At 39.6% G+C, this 16,050-nt stretch carries 15 protein-coding genes; all 15 read right to left on the bottom strand.

What is annotated here, in order from left to right:
* Window positions 1–714 (bottom strand): type 1 glutamine amidotransferase, encoded by a 714-nt coding sequence (locus tag AC6IWN_RS02930; RefSeq protein WP_497990878.1) that lies wholly within the window; start codon window positions 712–714, stop codon window positions 1–3.
* 59 nt (window positions 715–773) lie between these two features.
* Complete coding sequence (locus AC6IWN_RS02925; protein ID WP_497990877.1) at window positions 774–2,033, bottom strand: NifB/NifX family molybdenum-iron cluster-binding protein; 1,260 nt, start codon at window positions 2,031–2,033, stop codon at window positions 774–776.
* A gap of 124 nt (window positions 2,034–2,157) precedes the next feature.
* A complete protein-coding gene (gene anfK, locus AC6IWN_RS02920) occupies window positions 2,158–3,546 on the bottom strand; it encodes a Fe-only nitrogenase subunit beta (RefSeq protein ID WP_497990876.1) in 1,389 nt (462 codons plus the stop codon).
* Between the two features lie 11 nt (window positions 3,547–3,557).
* Window positions 3,558–3,911, bottom strand: coding sequence for a Fe-only nitrogenase subunit delta (anfG, locus tag AC6IWN_RS02915; RefSeq protein ID WP_497990875.1), 354 nt, complete (start codon window positions 3,909–3,911; stop codon window positions 3,558–3,560).
* Between the two features lie 15 nt (window positions 3,912–3,926).
* On the bottom strand, window positions 3,927–5,504 hold the full coding sequence (gene anfD / locus AC6IWN_RS02910) for a nitrogenase iron-iron protein, alpha chain (protein WP_497990874.1): 1,578 nt from the start codon (window positions 5,502–5,504) through the stop codon (window positions 3,927–3,929).
* 159 nt (window positions 5,505–5,663) lie between these two features.
* Entirely contained in the window at window positions 5,664–6,035 is a 372-nt protein-coding gene (locus AC6IWN_RS02905; RefSeq protein WP_497990873.1) for a P-II family nitrogen regulator, read from the bottom strand.
* A gap of 154 nt (window positions 6,036–6,189) precedes the next feature.
* Window positions 6,190–6,507: a P-II family nitrogen regulator gene (locus AC6IWN_RS02900; protein WP_497990872.1), complete on the bottom strand. Its 318-nt coding sequence runs from the start codon at window positions 6,505–6,507 to the stop codon at window positions 6,190–6,192.
* Between the two features lie 19 nt (window positions 6,508–6,526).
* Complete coding sequence (gene nifH, locus AC6IWN_RS02895; protein ID WP_497990871.1) at window positions 6,527–7,351, bottom strand: nitrogenase iron protein; 825 nt, start codon at window positions 7,349–7,351, stop codon at window positions 6,527–6,529.
* 530 nt (window positions 7,352–7,881) lie between these two features.
* The gene (locus AC6IWN_RS02890; RefSeq protein ID WP_497990870.1) at window positions 7,882–8,853 is read right to left on the bottom strand and encodes a helix-turn-helix transcriptional regulator; all 972 of its coding nucleotides are present in this window, start codon (window positions 8,851–8,853) and stop codon (window positions 7,882–7,884) included.
* Window positions 8,854–9,176: 323 nt separating this feature from the next.
* Window positions 9,177–10,652 (bottom strand): methyl-accepting chemotaxis protein, encoded by a 1,476-nt coding sequence (locus AC6IWN_RS02885; protein ID WP_497990869.1) that lies wholly within the window; start codon window positions 10,650–10,652, stop codon window positions 9,177–9,179.
* Between the two features lie 179 nt (window positions 10,653–10,831).
* Entirely contained in the window at window positions 10,832–11,674 is an 843-nt protein-coding gene (nifH, locus tag AC6IWN_RS02880) for a nitrogenase iron protein (RefSeq protein WP_497992159.1), read from the bottom strand.
* Between the two features lie 24 nt (window positions 11,675–11,698).
* Complete coding sequence (locus AC6IWN_RS02875) at window positions 11,699–12,373, bottom strand: cobalamin B12-binding domain-containing protein (protein ID WP_497990868.1); 675 nt, start codon at window positions 12,371–12,373, stop codon at window positions 11,699–11,701.
* A gap of 15 nt (window positions 12,374–12,388) precedes the next feature.
* Window positions 12,389–13,333: a uroporphyrinogen decarboxylase family protein gene (locus tag AC6IWN_RS02870; RefSeq protein WP_497990867.1), complete on the bottom strand. Its 945-nt coding sequence runs from the start codon at window positions 13,331–13,333 to the stop codon at window positions 12,389–12,391.
* A gap of 16 nt (window positions 13,334–13,349) precedes the next feature.
* Window positions 13,350–15,026: an ASKHA domain-containing protein gene (locus AC6IWN_RS02865; RefSeq protein WP_497990866.1), complete on the bottom strand. Its 1,677-nt coding sequence runs from the start codon at window positions 15,024–15,026 to the stop codon at window positions 13,350–13,352.
* On the bottom strand, window positions 15,019–16,050 hold the full coding sequence (locus AC6IWN_RS02860; protein WP_497990865.1) for a uroporphyrinogen decarboxylase family protein: 1,032 nt from the start codon (window positions 16,048–16,050) through the stop codon (window positions 15,019–15,021). The genes AC6IWN_RS02865 and AC6IWN_RS02860 overlap by 8 nt, the downstream gene beginning before the upstream one ends.

Raw genomic sequence — 16,050 nt, 5'->3', positions numbered from 1 at the left:
TCAACCCTCCATCTTGCCAAACAAATGCTCCAGTTCACACAGGAAGCTGTTCATCAAAGCATTATCCTGTTCGATATAAATGCTTCCCAATCGTATCTCCTCCGGTGTTAACACATACCGGGATGGTATCATCTCATCAGAACAATTTTCTAGTAAATCATTAATAATCTGTGGTGTATTCTCCAGATGAAACTGAAATGCGAACACTCTATCCCGGTATACAAATGCTTGATTATTACAGGCCTGATTCGTTGCGAGCAATACTGCCTCCTCAGGCAGATCCACAAAGGTATCTCCATGCCACTCGAATACAACCGGACTGATTGGAAATGCGGAAAACTGTGGTAAGGCTAAAGCTGCTTCCGTCAAGGTTACCGGAAACCAACCAATTTCCTTATCCGGATTTTGAATAACTCTTCCCCCGATTACGTCCCCTATCAACTGCCCTCCCAAGCACAACCCGATTACTACCTTTTCGTTATCAATGGCAGCCTTTATGAACTCCTTCTCCCGAACCAACCAGGGATATTTTGATTCCTCATAGATATTCATGGGACCTCCCATAATGACCAACCAGTCAAACTCCTCCTGGTTCGGAAGTACCTGGTTCTCATAAAGCCTCGTGCAGGTGACCGAATAGACCCGCTCTGTGGCCCATTCCAGTATCGTACCCGGATTTTCAAATGGTACATGCTGCAGATAATGTATTCTCATAGAAATGTCACATCCTCCTTATGAATCTACTTTTCCCATAGGGTATTGCTCTAATGCTATCATCGATCAATCGGTAATCCGGAATACAGACGTTTTACTGCCTCCTTAATACCGTCTTCAATGAGATTATAGGTTGTATAGACTTCAATATTTTTCTCTTTCAATGCATCGGAGGGACACACTCCGATTCTCATACATATAACGCAATTGCAATCCTCAATATACTTGATTAATTTATATATTCTCCCTGCTGCCTTCTCTTCCTTTGTCACATGAGAATACTGCTCAATTGTCCTGGTTTCAATGAAGGTAACATTTTCCCCATTGTAATCATAAATATAAAATCGTGTAGCATGGCCAAAATGCTGATCGGTCAAGGTTCCATTTTTTGAACATACTGCAAATCGATAATGAATAGAAACAGACTTTCGATCCTTATTTATATTCCTTGTAAAATCATTAAAATTGATCGAAAGTCTTGTATTTAGTGTTTCAACGGAAGCGGAACTGCAAGGTTTACAGTAATAGGATTGAGGCATTATATTCTCACATTCCCTTCGCAGGCTACTTAATTCGTCGTTACTATAGGATTCCATTCCGTTAAAGTCCGTATTTTTACCGGAAGACAGTGGAATAATATTGGTTAATTTACAGCCACACTCCTTTGCCAGTTTGACCATATCCTTGATTTCATGATGATTTATTCCCTCTATAACACCGATATTCATTCGAACTTCTATACCCATGGAGGAAAGATAACTCATTCCATTTATTTGGTTCTGCAATAAGATATTAGCCCCTTCTTCACCATAATATTTACGCCCCATATATGTGATATGATGATATAATTTTGCACCAGTTTCCGGTCTGTTTGTATTGACGACAACGGTGACAAAATTAACGCCCAACGATATCAGATGGTTTGCATAAACCGGAAGCATCAGTCCATTCGTAGACAAGCACAGGTTGATATCCTGATTCGTCTGACGAATGAACTTAAAAGTTTCCTTAACCACGTCAAAATCTGCTAACGTTTCACCGGGTCCTGCGATTGCTGCTACCGAGAGTATGGGTATACTTTTCTTTGCCTCTACGAACTGTTCATACGCCTCATAAGAAGATAGTACTACCGGATCAGAAATCTCATGATTCGTACCTAGGCAATGTCCTTTCAAGGATGAATCCTTATATTCAATATTATTCCGGGAAGCTACGGGTAAATGAATGATTGCACTATGATAGTCATAATTATTAAAACACGGATGTTGGCATACATGTTTGTTCACTTTATGATTATTCAATGATTTATAATTATTCAAAGCTTCATCACCTCACCGTAATCATCTATCAGTTATGAAATGTCTGTTTTACCCATCTGAATTTGTGCCGAGGATGACACAGGCACAAATTCTTGAGGTTGAAAGTGAATTTCTTTCAACCTTATTACCACATATTCAAGATTGGCTCTCTGTTATGTTTTGCTTCCATATCTGCAAACCAAGTATTCGCTATCTCCTCAGCTAAAAGCATTGCTCCACGATATCCTACAAGAGGATGACGGTATTTACCTGCTCTGTCATATACAGGGAAACCGACACGGACCATTGGAATATTATAATCGATAGAGATGAATCTTCCTTTTGAGTGACCCATAATCATGTCAATCTCAAGTCTTTCATTCTTGATACGATTCTCTAACTCCCATAGATCCGCATTCACAATCACTTCCATGTCATAATCAAGTTTTTCTTCAAATTCTTTCAGTCGAGGATCATTCTTGTACTTTGAATTATCATCACCAAGAAGCAAAAGAACCGGCTTCATCTCCATATCCAAGCAAAATTGAGCCAGACTGATTACCAAATCTGGTGCGCCGTAGATTGCCACCTTTTTATCTGCGAGGAACATATGTGTCACATCAGTGATTGCATCCAGTGCAATTCCTCTCTCTACCACTAAGGATTCCGGAATCGGCTTACCGGTTACTTCACTGACTTTCTGAAGAAAAGCATCAGTGTTACGGATACCGATTGGGGTTGGGCCAATAATTGCCGGTACCTCAAATTCCTCTTCAAGATAGGAGGCTGCCTTTCCACCCTCATACACATTCAGTGCAAATGTTGCTTTTGCATTTGCTGTATCGATAAGTTCCTCGATCGTTGTATCACCATGGGATACATGATTACCACTCGGCATAAGCGGTGAGTCAAAAGGTTCTATCTCAAACAAAACATTTGCCTCCACTCCCATTACCGATAGAAGATGCTTTAATTCCGTAACATCTCCAGGATTGACCCATCCCGTTATTAGATTAATCTTTTCGGAAGGAGTACTCTTCTTTGCAAAATAGGATACAAATTCTTTTACAGCGATATCATATCCGGTTATCATGCTTCCCACAAAGCTTGGAGAATGTATCGGAATCAGATGAACCTCACGTCCGGCGAATTTATCCTTTAGCAACGTACTGTTCAACTTACGTACCACACCGTCAATATCATCACCAATAACCTCTGTGGAGCAGGTGGAGATAATCGGTACAACCTTTACATCCGGATATCTCATTAATAAAACATCCACCGCTTCTTCCACTCTGTTCAATGCCCCGAATACCGCTCCATCCTCATGAAGAGAGGAGGAAGCAAGCTCAAAGCTTTCCTTAAAATGCTGGGAAAATAATAACCGAACAAACATTACACAGCCTTGACCACCGTGTACAATTCCAATACAATCCTTAATTCCTATACTCGCAAACTGAACACCGGCAGGCTGGCATGTGAATATGGGATTGATAACACCGGCACGTTCTTTATTTTTCACATCACAATTCATAGATACCTCCTTTAATAAAGCGGGTCAGTTAGTTCCAGGTTCAAAGATCCGGTAATGAGAAGGAAATCCAGTCGCTCTTTTAATCCTTGCATCACCTTTTTTAAATCAGCCTTTTCTATCTCAGATACCCACGGAAATTTTTTCTTATAGCTCTCTGCAAGATAAACCGCATCAACATAGTAGCAACGCTCTTCCGGAGTGTCATTTATCACCGGTTCATCGCATAGGAGCTGGGTTGTCTTTTCAATGATATTGGCATTCTGTCTCTCTCTGTCCCATGCACGGGAATGAAACTGCCACAGGCATTTCTTCATAATATAATCAAGCAATTTCTCCACTCGCTCTTTTAATAATGCATCTTCCAAAACAATTCACCTCCGCTAGATTGCTGAAACTTCCTTAACAGAATCATTCATTCTGGGAAACTCCGGATATACTCTATCTTTAAACTTCTTCAATACATCATAATCTCCGGTATATTCTCGAAGCACCGTTGAGTTCTTTACTTCATCACTCAGGTTAACATCGGAGATTAATCTCTGGGTCTTAAAGCCGACATCGGTTGGTATCTCATCTTTACTGATATCAAGTAGTGATAATTCATGAATTGGAGAGAAGATTCCGTTATAAACATCCTTTGCAAATCTTACCCAACCTTCAAAACCCTTCCAGGGTCCATTATGATATGCATGAGCATTAAGGTATGGAACACGAATCTTTTTCGCCACCTCACCAGGTCTCTTACCGGTGAAGATGATATCCGGCTGCAGTTCTTCCATCGCTTCCAGTCCTTCTAATTCATTTGGATCATCAATTGCTAACGCACCTTCTTCACATCTTGAGATACCTTTTTCCATATCCCCCTGATGACCGAACTTTGTGTATACCGATACAACTTCTAATCCCATTTCTTCATGAATACAGTTTGCCCAGTGCCATAGCTTGGAACCACCCGGCCACAGACATACCTTCTTGCCCTTTAATCGCTCCTTATACCAGTCAAGCTCAGGCTTCCAGCGTTCCACTTCCTCTTTAATGATTGCTTCTGCTCTGTCTTCGATTCCAAAGAACATCGCTATTTTGCGAAGCGAAGAGGAAAGCGGTTCAAATCCAAAGCCGTCAATATCCAGACGGGGAATACCATATCTTACTCTCAACTCATTGCAGATATACTCAGCAGATCTTGCACACTCCAGTACATTCAGATGTGCTTTATGCATGGAACGAAGTCCGTCATAGGTACCGTTACCGGTAAAGGTGGAAAGCACCTGGATTCCCATTCTCTTGAAGAAATCTTGCATAACCTCCTGATCACCTTGGATATTGTATTCACCTACATAATTAATTACGTAATCACTGGTGATCTCGGGCTCTACTGTACCTACCTTTTGATTAATCCAAGCGATATTGATCTTATGATGACCACCTGACTGACTGGGTCCTCCAAAGCCCGGAGAGTTACATACAAAGATATCTACCTCTGGCATCTCCTCCATCACTTCAGCAGCTATCGCATTGATATCATCACCGATTAAAGCGGACGCACAGGTCTGATATATAGTCATACGATTTATATTAGGGAATGCTTTAAATGCTTCAATAATGTTTTTCTTTAAGATTTTTTCTGCACCAAATACAATATGTGATTCCTTCATATCTGTTGCGAAAGTGTACTTCAACTGAAAATTATCATTATCACTGATATATCTTTTGGTCTGCCAGGTGTCATAGGTACATCCCACCGGACCATGGCTCATATGAATAACATCTTTCATCGGTGTTCCGATAACGTGCTTTGCACCACAATAGGCACAGCCTCTTTCAGAAATCGTTCCGGGAATTGTATTCAAATACCCGAGGGGTAATGCATCTGCCAAGGTCTCACCGGGGCCTTTTACAACAGCATGCTTTTCTCGTTCCGGTATACACTCACTGCATTTAAATAAATGATATGGCATATTCTACCTCCTTTAAAAATAATACTAAAATTGCGATATACAATTATTATGAAATATATTAATGTACAATTTATCGCTTATTTTTGATCAATAAACAACTGAAGCGATAAAATTTGAACTTTAATATACTTCAATCACAACCGAATCTATCGCAATGGATTAACTGATTGCTTCATTACCCTGTTCGTCGGTTCTGATACGAAGGGCCTCATCGACTGGACATACAAATATCTTACCATCACCAATCTGACCGGTCTGATTGATCTTTATAATCGCTTCCAGAACTGCCTCTTCCTGTTCATCACTCACAACAATGGATAAATAGCGCTTGGGTACGTATTTCATTCCACCACTTTTGTTCTGCTCCAATATTCCCTTGCGATATTCAATATTCACTTCACTGTCAATGCCTTTTTGTTTCCCTTTTCCCAGTACCGGGATTGCAGTCATACTCGGAACACCCAGCTTAACCAGTGCCTCCTTGGTGGCATTCACTTTCTTCGGTCGAATAATTGTAATTATCTCCTTCATTTAATAACCACACCTTTCAAATTCTGTAACTTCATACCACAGGCTCAAATTTACAAATGAGATCTTTTCCGATAACTAAAGATAATGCATAAGTTTGTGCTGAGAATTTCGCAGGCACAAACTCGGAAGTGCGAATTATGCTATTCAATTCACACTACAGGCCTGTTTCGCCGGTTCTGACTGTCATAACTCTCTCAACCGGGCTGATGAAAACTTTACCATCACCAAAATTTCCGGTATATGCCTTGTATTTGATAATCTTTAAAATTTCATTTACAGAATCATCTTCCACTACCAACATAAGTATGGTCTTTGGCAACTCATCATAGTGAACGGAACCGACAACAATACCATTTTGCTTTCCTCTACCGAACGCATTGAGCTTTGTCATTGAGTTATAACCGGCTTCACCAAGTGCATCCGCTATGGTATCCGCAATTTCCGGCCGTACAATCGCTTTTATCATTTTCATATGATATGCTCCTTTCGAATTAATCTGCAATGCCGTACTTCACAACCATCTTCTCTAATTCATCCATCGTAAGTGGCTGAGGGATTACAAAGTTCGTGTTATTTATAATCTTATTTGCAAGTTCACCGTATTCCTTTGCTTGATTTTGACTTTCGTCATACTCAACAACCGTTTTCTTATTAAATTCTGCCTTCTGTACGATGTTATCTCTGGGCACAAAATGAATCATCTGTGTACCGATCGAAGCGGTGAATTCTTCTAGGAATTCTCTCTCCCTGTCAACTTTACGGCTATTACAGATAATACCACCTAGGCGAACACCACTTTGTTTTGCATACTTAAGAAGTCCCTTACAGATATTATTTGCTGCATAGATCGCCATCATCTCACCGGAGGCAACGATATAAACTTCCTGAGCCTTGCCATCTCTGATTGGCATTGCAAAGCCACCACAAACAACATCGCCAAGTACATCATAGAAAACAAAATCCAAATCATTCGTATATGCACCGTTTGATTCCATTAGGTCTATCGCTGTGATAACACCTCTACCTGCACATCCAACACCCGGTTCAGGGCCGCCGGACTCAACGCAACGGATATCGTGGTAACCATTCTTGATAACCTTCTCATTGGTTACCTTCTCTGCACCTTCCTCACGAAGAACATCCATCAGAGTTTCTTGCGGTTTTCCACCTAAGATAAGTCTGGTTGAATCTGCCTTAGGGTCACATCCATGGATAAAGATCTTTTGATCATAAAAATGTGCCATAGCAGCAGCTGTGTTCTGTTGTGTAGTGGACTTACCGATACCACCCTTACCGTAAAATGCTATCTTTCTCATTGTTGTTACCTCCTTATAATGAATTATTAGTATAATAAAAAGAGGCATTATACCCGCAGGAACGGATATAATAACCTCCTTGTTATTCTTTACATAAAATTACTGATATTCCAGCATCTATGTCAGAAAACTTTATTAAATTATCGAACTAGTTTGTTAATTAATGTTTGTCACATTTATTCCTCATAAATCTGAATTAAACCTTATTTTTTCTCATTTGTCACATTCATCATTAAGTATATGCATACTATAATATCGTACCCATAATATGTCAATGTGAATATATCCTAAATTTCCTCGGTTATATTCGGGCATTTATGTAATATGTCGATACCCCTATTCCATTCTGTTACGATTTGTTATGTTTGTCACAAGGACAATAATAGTAAATTGAAAATCCATATAAACAAAAAGACCTCTCTATCTTATACATAATCAACAATCATAAAACACACAAATTAACTGCTGAATATATTTGATAGAAAAGCCTTTCGCTCTCAATCATATCACATTTCTTAACATGGAGCAGCTCAGCTCCATATAATTTTCCCTGTTTCGCTTGTATCATAGCAGCCAAGTATTTGTAGATCCATCTTAAATTCCTCCGATGCCAAAATCTCCATGATCTTTTTATAAGGCGGCTTATCCGCATCCGCTAAGCGCATAATCACATCATAGCTTTCTGTCTGCAGGGGAATAAAATCTATCCCATTCACGTTCATCAAACCGGTTTCGCTACCAATCCCAATATCGGCTTCTCCATGGGATACCAAACTTGCCACCGCCAGATGAGACTTGCATTCGTGATGATATCCCTCTATATAATCACCAATTACTCCCATTAATCTTAATTTCTCATCCAATAAAACTCTTGTGCCGCTGCCTCTTTCTCTATTTACAATTGATATATCCATTCTCTTCAAATCAGCCCAACCGGTAATTCCCTTAGGATTATTCTTTTGTACATAGAAGCCGTGTCTACGCTTGCCAATACGAATTATTAGAGCAGGTATACCCGGCATCATCTTCTTTACATAGGATACGTTATATTCATCTAATTCACCATCCCACAGATGTGCTGTTGCGATATTAACACGTCCCTGATATAGCGCATAAATTCCATTATAACTCGCTAGGTAAGAACGATAGATATGGAGTGATTCCGAATATCCCCCCAGATGATTTGCAAGCAAATCCAGGGATACATCCTGTCCGCAGATGATGAATTCATTTCCTCTTACATTCTCATCCGTTACCTGATACGTATTCTGTTTCTTGGGCATCTTACCGTAAGAAGATATCGTTGACATTTCTCTGGGTGATACTGTGGCACCTCCTGGTACGCCATTAAGATAAGCATTCACTTCACTTCTAGACACCCTAACCTGCTTACCTACCTTGGAAGAGTTCAACTCTCCACGCTTAATCAATTCATAAACCGTATTTCTTGAGATTTTTAGTATTTCAGCGACATCCTTTGCATTAAGTAGATCATTCTCCATACTGCTTCCTCCTATCGCATCAACGAACCATTCAAATCATTATAATTATCTTGCTATTCCTCGATTTGTCTGATACTTATATAAAACCGGTACAATTCATAACAATTCATTACATTTCTATCAATTTGTTCCAATTGAGTTCATACTAGCATAAGGTTAAAAAAATAACAAGATGAAATTACATTTTAAAAGCAGAATTATATATTATCTATTAGATGTTTATTTAGCCGCTACAATTAGCAGAAAAAGAAGATAAATTTAAAACGGAGAAGCCTGCTAAACAAGCCTCCCCGTTTTATTATAATCTCAATTAATGATTCGTTTTATAATTTTAGATCTGCCATTAGTATTCCTATGATTTCACCCCGATTTGAATGAATCGGAACTGCCATAGCAATACAGTAATTATTGGTATCTACAGATATATAGGGTTTTGATATAAACTCCTTACCATTAATTGCTTCTTTGAAATATGGACGATGCGAAAAGTTTACATACACCTGTTCCTCTGTGTAATCAAGCGTTATCGATTTTCTAAGTCCATCTTTTTGCATCAAGGCAAGTAGTTCAAAGTAAGAGAATTTCTCAATCATTTTCTTTAAAACCGGCGTAGCAATTTCATATTCCATTTTTTTCAGATCTTGTAGTTGAGCAATTTCCTTCAATGTATTGATACTATTATCGATATATTTTTGAGTCTCTACATCTATTTTGTAATTCTTGATAAAAGAATCAAGATACAATTGGATATCCTCATTCATTTGAGTCAGATTAGATATTTTCTCAAAGGAGTTTTCTGTTATTTTATATTGATGATCGGAGGATACAGCAATCTGAGTTGTAGCATCACTGATATCTCTCAGGGTTTGATGAATCTCTGTTATGGAATCTCCGATTTTATTCACTTTATCAACTTGATTTTCAATATGTCGGTCAATTTCTAAAAATTCATCGAAGGAATGTTTTGTTTCTGATTTCAGTTCATTCAGTTGCTCCTTTGTATTTTTCGATGTGGTGATGTAATCATTAATTTCATCTATTTCATTCTCAATATTCGAGGTGATGCTGAATATTTCTTCATTAATTCCATCAATAATTCCTTTAATCTGGCTGGATTGTTGTGCAGAATATTCCGCAAGCTTTCGAATTTCTTCTGCAACAACCGAAAAACCTCGGCCGTATTCTCCCGCCCTTGCAGCTTCAATTGATGCATTCAGGGATAGCAGATTTGTACTTGCACTGATGGAATTCACCTGCTCTGCAATGTTTTGGATCAATTGCATTTTATCTTCTAGATTTTTAATTTTTTTATTTGTCTGAATATTGGAATTAGCGGTTTTTTGAATGCTATTGATCAGATGATCCAATTTTTCGTACTCCGATGTTACGGTATTCAGATTCCGATATTGCATATTCTTGATTGTTTCGGATTTTACTGCAATCTTTTGCGCTAAATCAATAATTTCTTCTGAGTAATCCTTTGTTTCTTTCGCCGTCTCCGTCATCATATCCATGTCATTTGAGATGATGGCAATTTGAATGGAATTCTCCTTACTGGACTGTTTGATATCCTCCGCATCGTTCTTTAGCGCAGTTGTGTAATTAATCGTTTTATCCGTCAAAGTCATTACCTGAGCGATAAATCCACGTAAGATATATACCAGTTGATTGATATTCGATAGTATTACTGACTTCTTTGCCTGACGCGGTTCAGCCGTTTTTGTAAGATTTCCTTGCGAAACGCTCTCTATCAGAGTATTTGCATAAGAATTCGATTTTTTATAAAATATACTTACCATATGCCACTCCCTCTTTCTCTTTCGTTATTTAACTTTCATCCATTCAATATCATAGTTTACTTATATGTTTTATATATTTTATATCCATTAAACTACTATGTCAATACTTTTTAAAAAGAAAAGATGAATTTATTAATAAAGAAGAGACCCTGTAGGTGAGCTGTCAGATAAGCATACGATTAAATTTTATAATCCGCAACAACACCATCAAATAATCCGAATTTCACCAGTATTTCCTCAAGACGATCTTGATTCATCGGTGTTGGAATAACAAAGTCTTGATTCTCTTCAATGTTTTTCGCTAACTGGCGATATTCGTCAGCCTGTATTGCAGATGGATCATAATCGATGACTGTCTTTCTATTAATTTCAGCTCTTTGTACTACATTATCCCTTGGAATAAAATGAATTAGTTTTGTACCAAGCTCCTTTGCAAATGCACGAAGTAATTCTATCTCACGATCCACATTACGGCTATTACATATGATACCACCCAATCGAACTCCACCCTTTAGTGCATACTTCTGTATTCCCTTCGCTATATTATTCGCCGCATATAGAGCCATCATCTCACCACTGGCTACGATATAGATTTCCTTTGCTTTACCCTCACGAATTGGCATTGCAAAGCCTCCGCATACAACATCCCCTAATACATCATAGAATACATAATCTAAATCCTCCGTATATGCGCCGAGGCTTTCCAATAGCCCGATTGAAGTTATAATTCCTCGTCCTGCACATCCGACACCAGGTTCCGGTCCTCCAGATTCCACACATTTGGTTCCACCAAAGCCTTCTCTCATAATATCGTCAAGATTTACATCATCGCCTTCTACTCTTAAGGTATCTAATACCGTTCTCTGCGCTAATCCTCCTAATAATAATCTGGTGGAATCCGCCTTCGGATCACAACCAACAACCATAACTTTTTTACCCTGCTCCACTAAGCCCGCAGTAAGATTCTGCGTGGTTGTTGATTTTCCAATCCCTCCTTTTCCATATATCGCTACCTGTCTAATTTTCTTCTCTGACATAATTGCCTCCTATTTATATATCTTTGATTCCATAATTGATTCTGTAATTCTAAGTGCTTCCGGTGCGCTCTCAGCATAATAATCCGCACCGATTGCATCTGCAAAAGCCTGTGAGACGGGCTTTCCACCAATTATCACTTTAAACCTGCTTTTTAGATTATTCTCCTCCAATAAGCGAATCACCTCTCCCATATGATTCATCGTCGTTGTCAGAAGTGTAGAGATTGCTATAATATCCGCTTGATACTCTAACGCCTGTTCAACAAAGTGCTTCGGTGAAACATCCCTTCCCAGATCAAGCACTCCATAACCTGCAGATCGTATTATCATTGCGACGATATTTTTTCCAATATCATGTGTGTCTCCCTGAATCGTTCCAATCACTAATCTGCCCTTTAAGATACGCCCTTCCTCCGGGAGATTGTATTCCAGAATATCCAACGCTCGATTCATCACATCGGAGCATACCAACAGATCCGGTATAAAATATTCTCCTGTTTCATAAAGTTCGCCCACGCGTGCCATTCCACGCACTAATCCAAATTCAATTGCATGTAGAATATTCATTCGCTCCAGAACAATTTCCTTCGCAATCTCTGCTGCCCTATCTTCCTCCATATCAACAACTGCCTGGGCCAACTCGCTATATTTTAGATCCTGAGGAGCTAACTTCTTAAATTCCATTCGTTTCATTCCTTACTATCGATTGCATTTTCCTCTTAATGATTGCAAACGCAATGCGTGAATATGATTTGAGTATTGTTTATGAATGCACTGGTGTCCGGTAAAAGCAATCTCTTTATTGCCAGCAATATCTAACAAGATTAAATCTTGCTTTCTTTCCTCCATCAAAATTCTATCAGATCTTATATATCCGAATTGCTCCAGCAGATACGAACTTCTAGGGCACAAATGAACAACTCCATGATTTAAATGTGGTTTCAACTGCAAAAGCATATCCACCAGTGCAGAAGCAGCAAAGGATCGATAGTTCTTCTCTCCAAGTACCTCAAGTGAAGCACAGGGATCGGCGATAGAGATTATTCTTGCTCCCAATTCAAGTGCTGCCTTAACATACTGTACCTGTTCTGTACTAACTAAAGCAATCATTCTCTTGATTTCATCTGGTTCTTTTCGCATTCTCCTATACAGATTCATCGGTTCCAAGAGATATGCTAATAGCGAAAACGGAGCCTGAACCTGTAGAAGTACCGGAACTTGCTGTTCTGAATGAATTGCCCCAAGAATCCTTTTAATGAGTTCAGTCTTCACAAGCGAAAACCTTTGAACAGCCCCTTCAATCGAAGTAACTTTTTGATTATCTCTTGCAACTGAATCTGTTCTTTGATTATCCTGATTTATTAAATTAATACCTTGATACTCCTGAATTAATTCTGAATTATTCAATGGATACCTGATCTGTGGCAGTTCTCCACTTCGATCAACCCACACACCGAAGGCCTCCGCCTCCATATAATCATCAAAGGGAATCTTTACATACGAACTGTCATTCCTCTTCATCACCTTTTTTGCTAATTCCAGAATATGATCACTACTTTCATAGCAGTTACTCCATTCCTCCTTCTCAAGCCCCTTGTTACACATCTGTGGTGCGCAGCGAAAATCACCGCTAATCTTACTCATTACGCTCACCATTCCTTTAAAAGCTCATTGCACGGATAAACATTTTGTCAAATCCTTCACTATTAGCAAGTTCCACTACCGTTATATCCCGAACCAGCTTTGATGCTACTTCCCTAATCTCTTCATTTAATAAAAAAGCTTTTCCGCCTGACTTAGAGGTATTTCCGACAAAGCGAATACGTCCAACAAACTCTGCAGGGAGCATTCCTATATTAATCAGACTACTTTCTTTTAGATGAAATCCAAAAGAACCTGCAATCTCTATTCGGTCTACATCTTCTGCACGAAGATCCATCTGCTTAAGAAGAGCCTCAATTCCAGCCCGAATTGCTCCTTTTGCTAATTGCACCTGACGAATATCCTTTTGGGTTAATACGATTTCACCGGTAATAGAAAAAGCTGGCTTGTTATTTTTTAAAATTAATTTATCTCCCAAGGAATAATAGCGACTTTCTTCATCCGGCTTATTTAGCTTACCTTTTGCTCCGATTATTCCCACTCTGACCAATTCACCAACAATATCAAGGAGCCCACTTCCACAAATTCCAATTCCTTCTGCATCTCCAATAATCCCGATTTCGATTACGTTTTCTTCCGTGATGGAGAATGATTCAACTGCTCCATTTCCAGCTCTCATGCCATATTCAATATTCATCCCTTCAAAGGCAGGGCCGGCAGCCGTTGAGGTAGCGAACAACTGACCATCCTTCGCCAATATCATCTCACCATTCGTTCCAATATCGATGAATAAGGTTGTTCCCTTCGTATGCTGTAACTGTGAAGCAATTACACCGGAGGTGATATCGGGGCCCACATAAGCTGATATGATTGGTGGTAGATAAATCAATCCGAACGGTGATATATTAAGGTGGTCAGATGCAGATATTGTATCACCCCCGTGAATTACCGCTGTGTACGGATACTGACCGAGCGGTTTTGGATTTACATTAGTTGCAAGATGAATCATCGCGGTATTCCCGCTATAAACCACCTCATAAATCCTCTTCCTCTTAATGGCATATTTGTTACATAACTCTTCAATCATTCTGTTTAGTTCTAGTGTAATTGCATCGTACATGAGCCTTAGTCCGTCTTCCTTCGAGGCGAGGTTAATTCTTGTTAGCACATCCTGTGCCTTCAGGCTCTGGGGATTTAGCGAGGAGATGGAGCCCAATTCAGCTCCGCTCTTTAGATCCACTAATGCAGCAACCAGTGTAGTTGTTCCGATATCCACTACCAGCCCATATGTTTCTCCTAAGGTATCTCCCTCTTCTACACCAAGTAAGCTTTCTCCCCCATATATCTCAGTTTTATCACCAACCCATTTCTTCGTAATATTAGGACGAATAAGGTATTCAAAGCTTTTACCCTCCGATAAAATCTTAAGGGATTTGTTTCTGGCTTCGGTATTATTAGTAATAACAGTAATGTCTGCATATACTTTGGTCTGACAGGAAAGCACGAAACCTCTATCCTCTTCTTCCCGTGATACACGATGATATACCTGTGCTATCTTTATACTTTCTCTTGCATGATTGATATCCTCCACCTGAACCTTGCATTTCCCACAGGTACCAAATGCATCACAAGGTGATTCAATCATAACACCCGCTATTCTTGCGGCTTGTAGAATCGTGGTTCCGGATTCTACCTTTACTTTAATTCTTTCCTTCTTAAAATATATCTCAGCCATCATTTCCCTCCGTAATTGCCCGGGTAAATGCTTTGATATTCTCTAGTGGAGTTGATGTACTGAGTCCGCAAGCCGGCGCTATAATATCAATTCTGTCTCTTAGCAGATGCTTCGCGGTTTGATACACTTTCTGAGATTCTCCAAACTCTAAGAGATAGGTGCTAAGATTGCCCATCGTTGTTAATGACTCATTCTCTTCCTTCATCTTTTTCAGATTCACAAATGCATCTACGCTAATCGCATTCCCTTTCAGCATATTCAGTTGAGGCTTTACCATACCCACTTCCCCGCAGATATGCACGATAACCGGCACTCCTAAACAGTGGATTGCGTCAATCAACTGATTTAAATACGGTACCGCATATTCTTCAAATAATCTTGGCCCCAGAATCTCTCCGGTCGCAGTCGGGTCGGCAATGGAGATTGCGCTTGCTCCCTGCTCGACCATTAGCGTTCCATATGAAATCAAGTGCTTAGTAACATAATCGAGTACCCTATGAGCACCGTCTCGTTCTCTTCGAAGCTGCTTTAGAAAATTCATCGGATCCACCAGCGAGGCTGCGGTACTAAGTGGACCGGTTAGACTACCGATTGCCGGAATATCCGGATATTTTTTAGATAATTGATAAATCGATTCAACAACCGCACCAACCCTGGGATGCTGTACCATTACAGAAGTCGGAAGAAAATCAACCTCCAGAACCGAATGATACCGTTCCTTCTCAATTTTTGGCTCACACTCTAAGGTTCCGAAATTAATCTCACTTCCAAGAACCTCTGCTTCAATCGTCATACAGAACGGGATACCGAAGTTCTCAAATCCGGTATTCTGATGCACATCATAAGCTAATTCACTCATCAAGTCATAGGAATGATGTGCCGCCGGAAGAGTGTGTCCTGTCGAATTCATAACATCAACAATCGCCGCATTCATCATTCCTCCAGGGCAAATCACCGGAGGGCGCTCCACTGCTTCCTTATTGAGAGCGCGTATCAAGCGTTCCTTAGGAGAAAACACATCCAT

The organism is Variimorphobacter sp. HTMS_6, from assembly GCF_059717775.1.
Note: the sequence above shows the minus strand (reverse complement) of the source record. Positions and strands in the feature narration are given on the sequence as shown.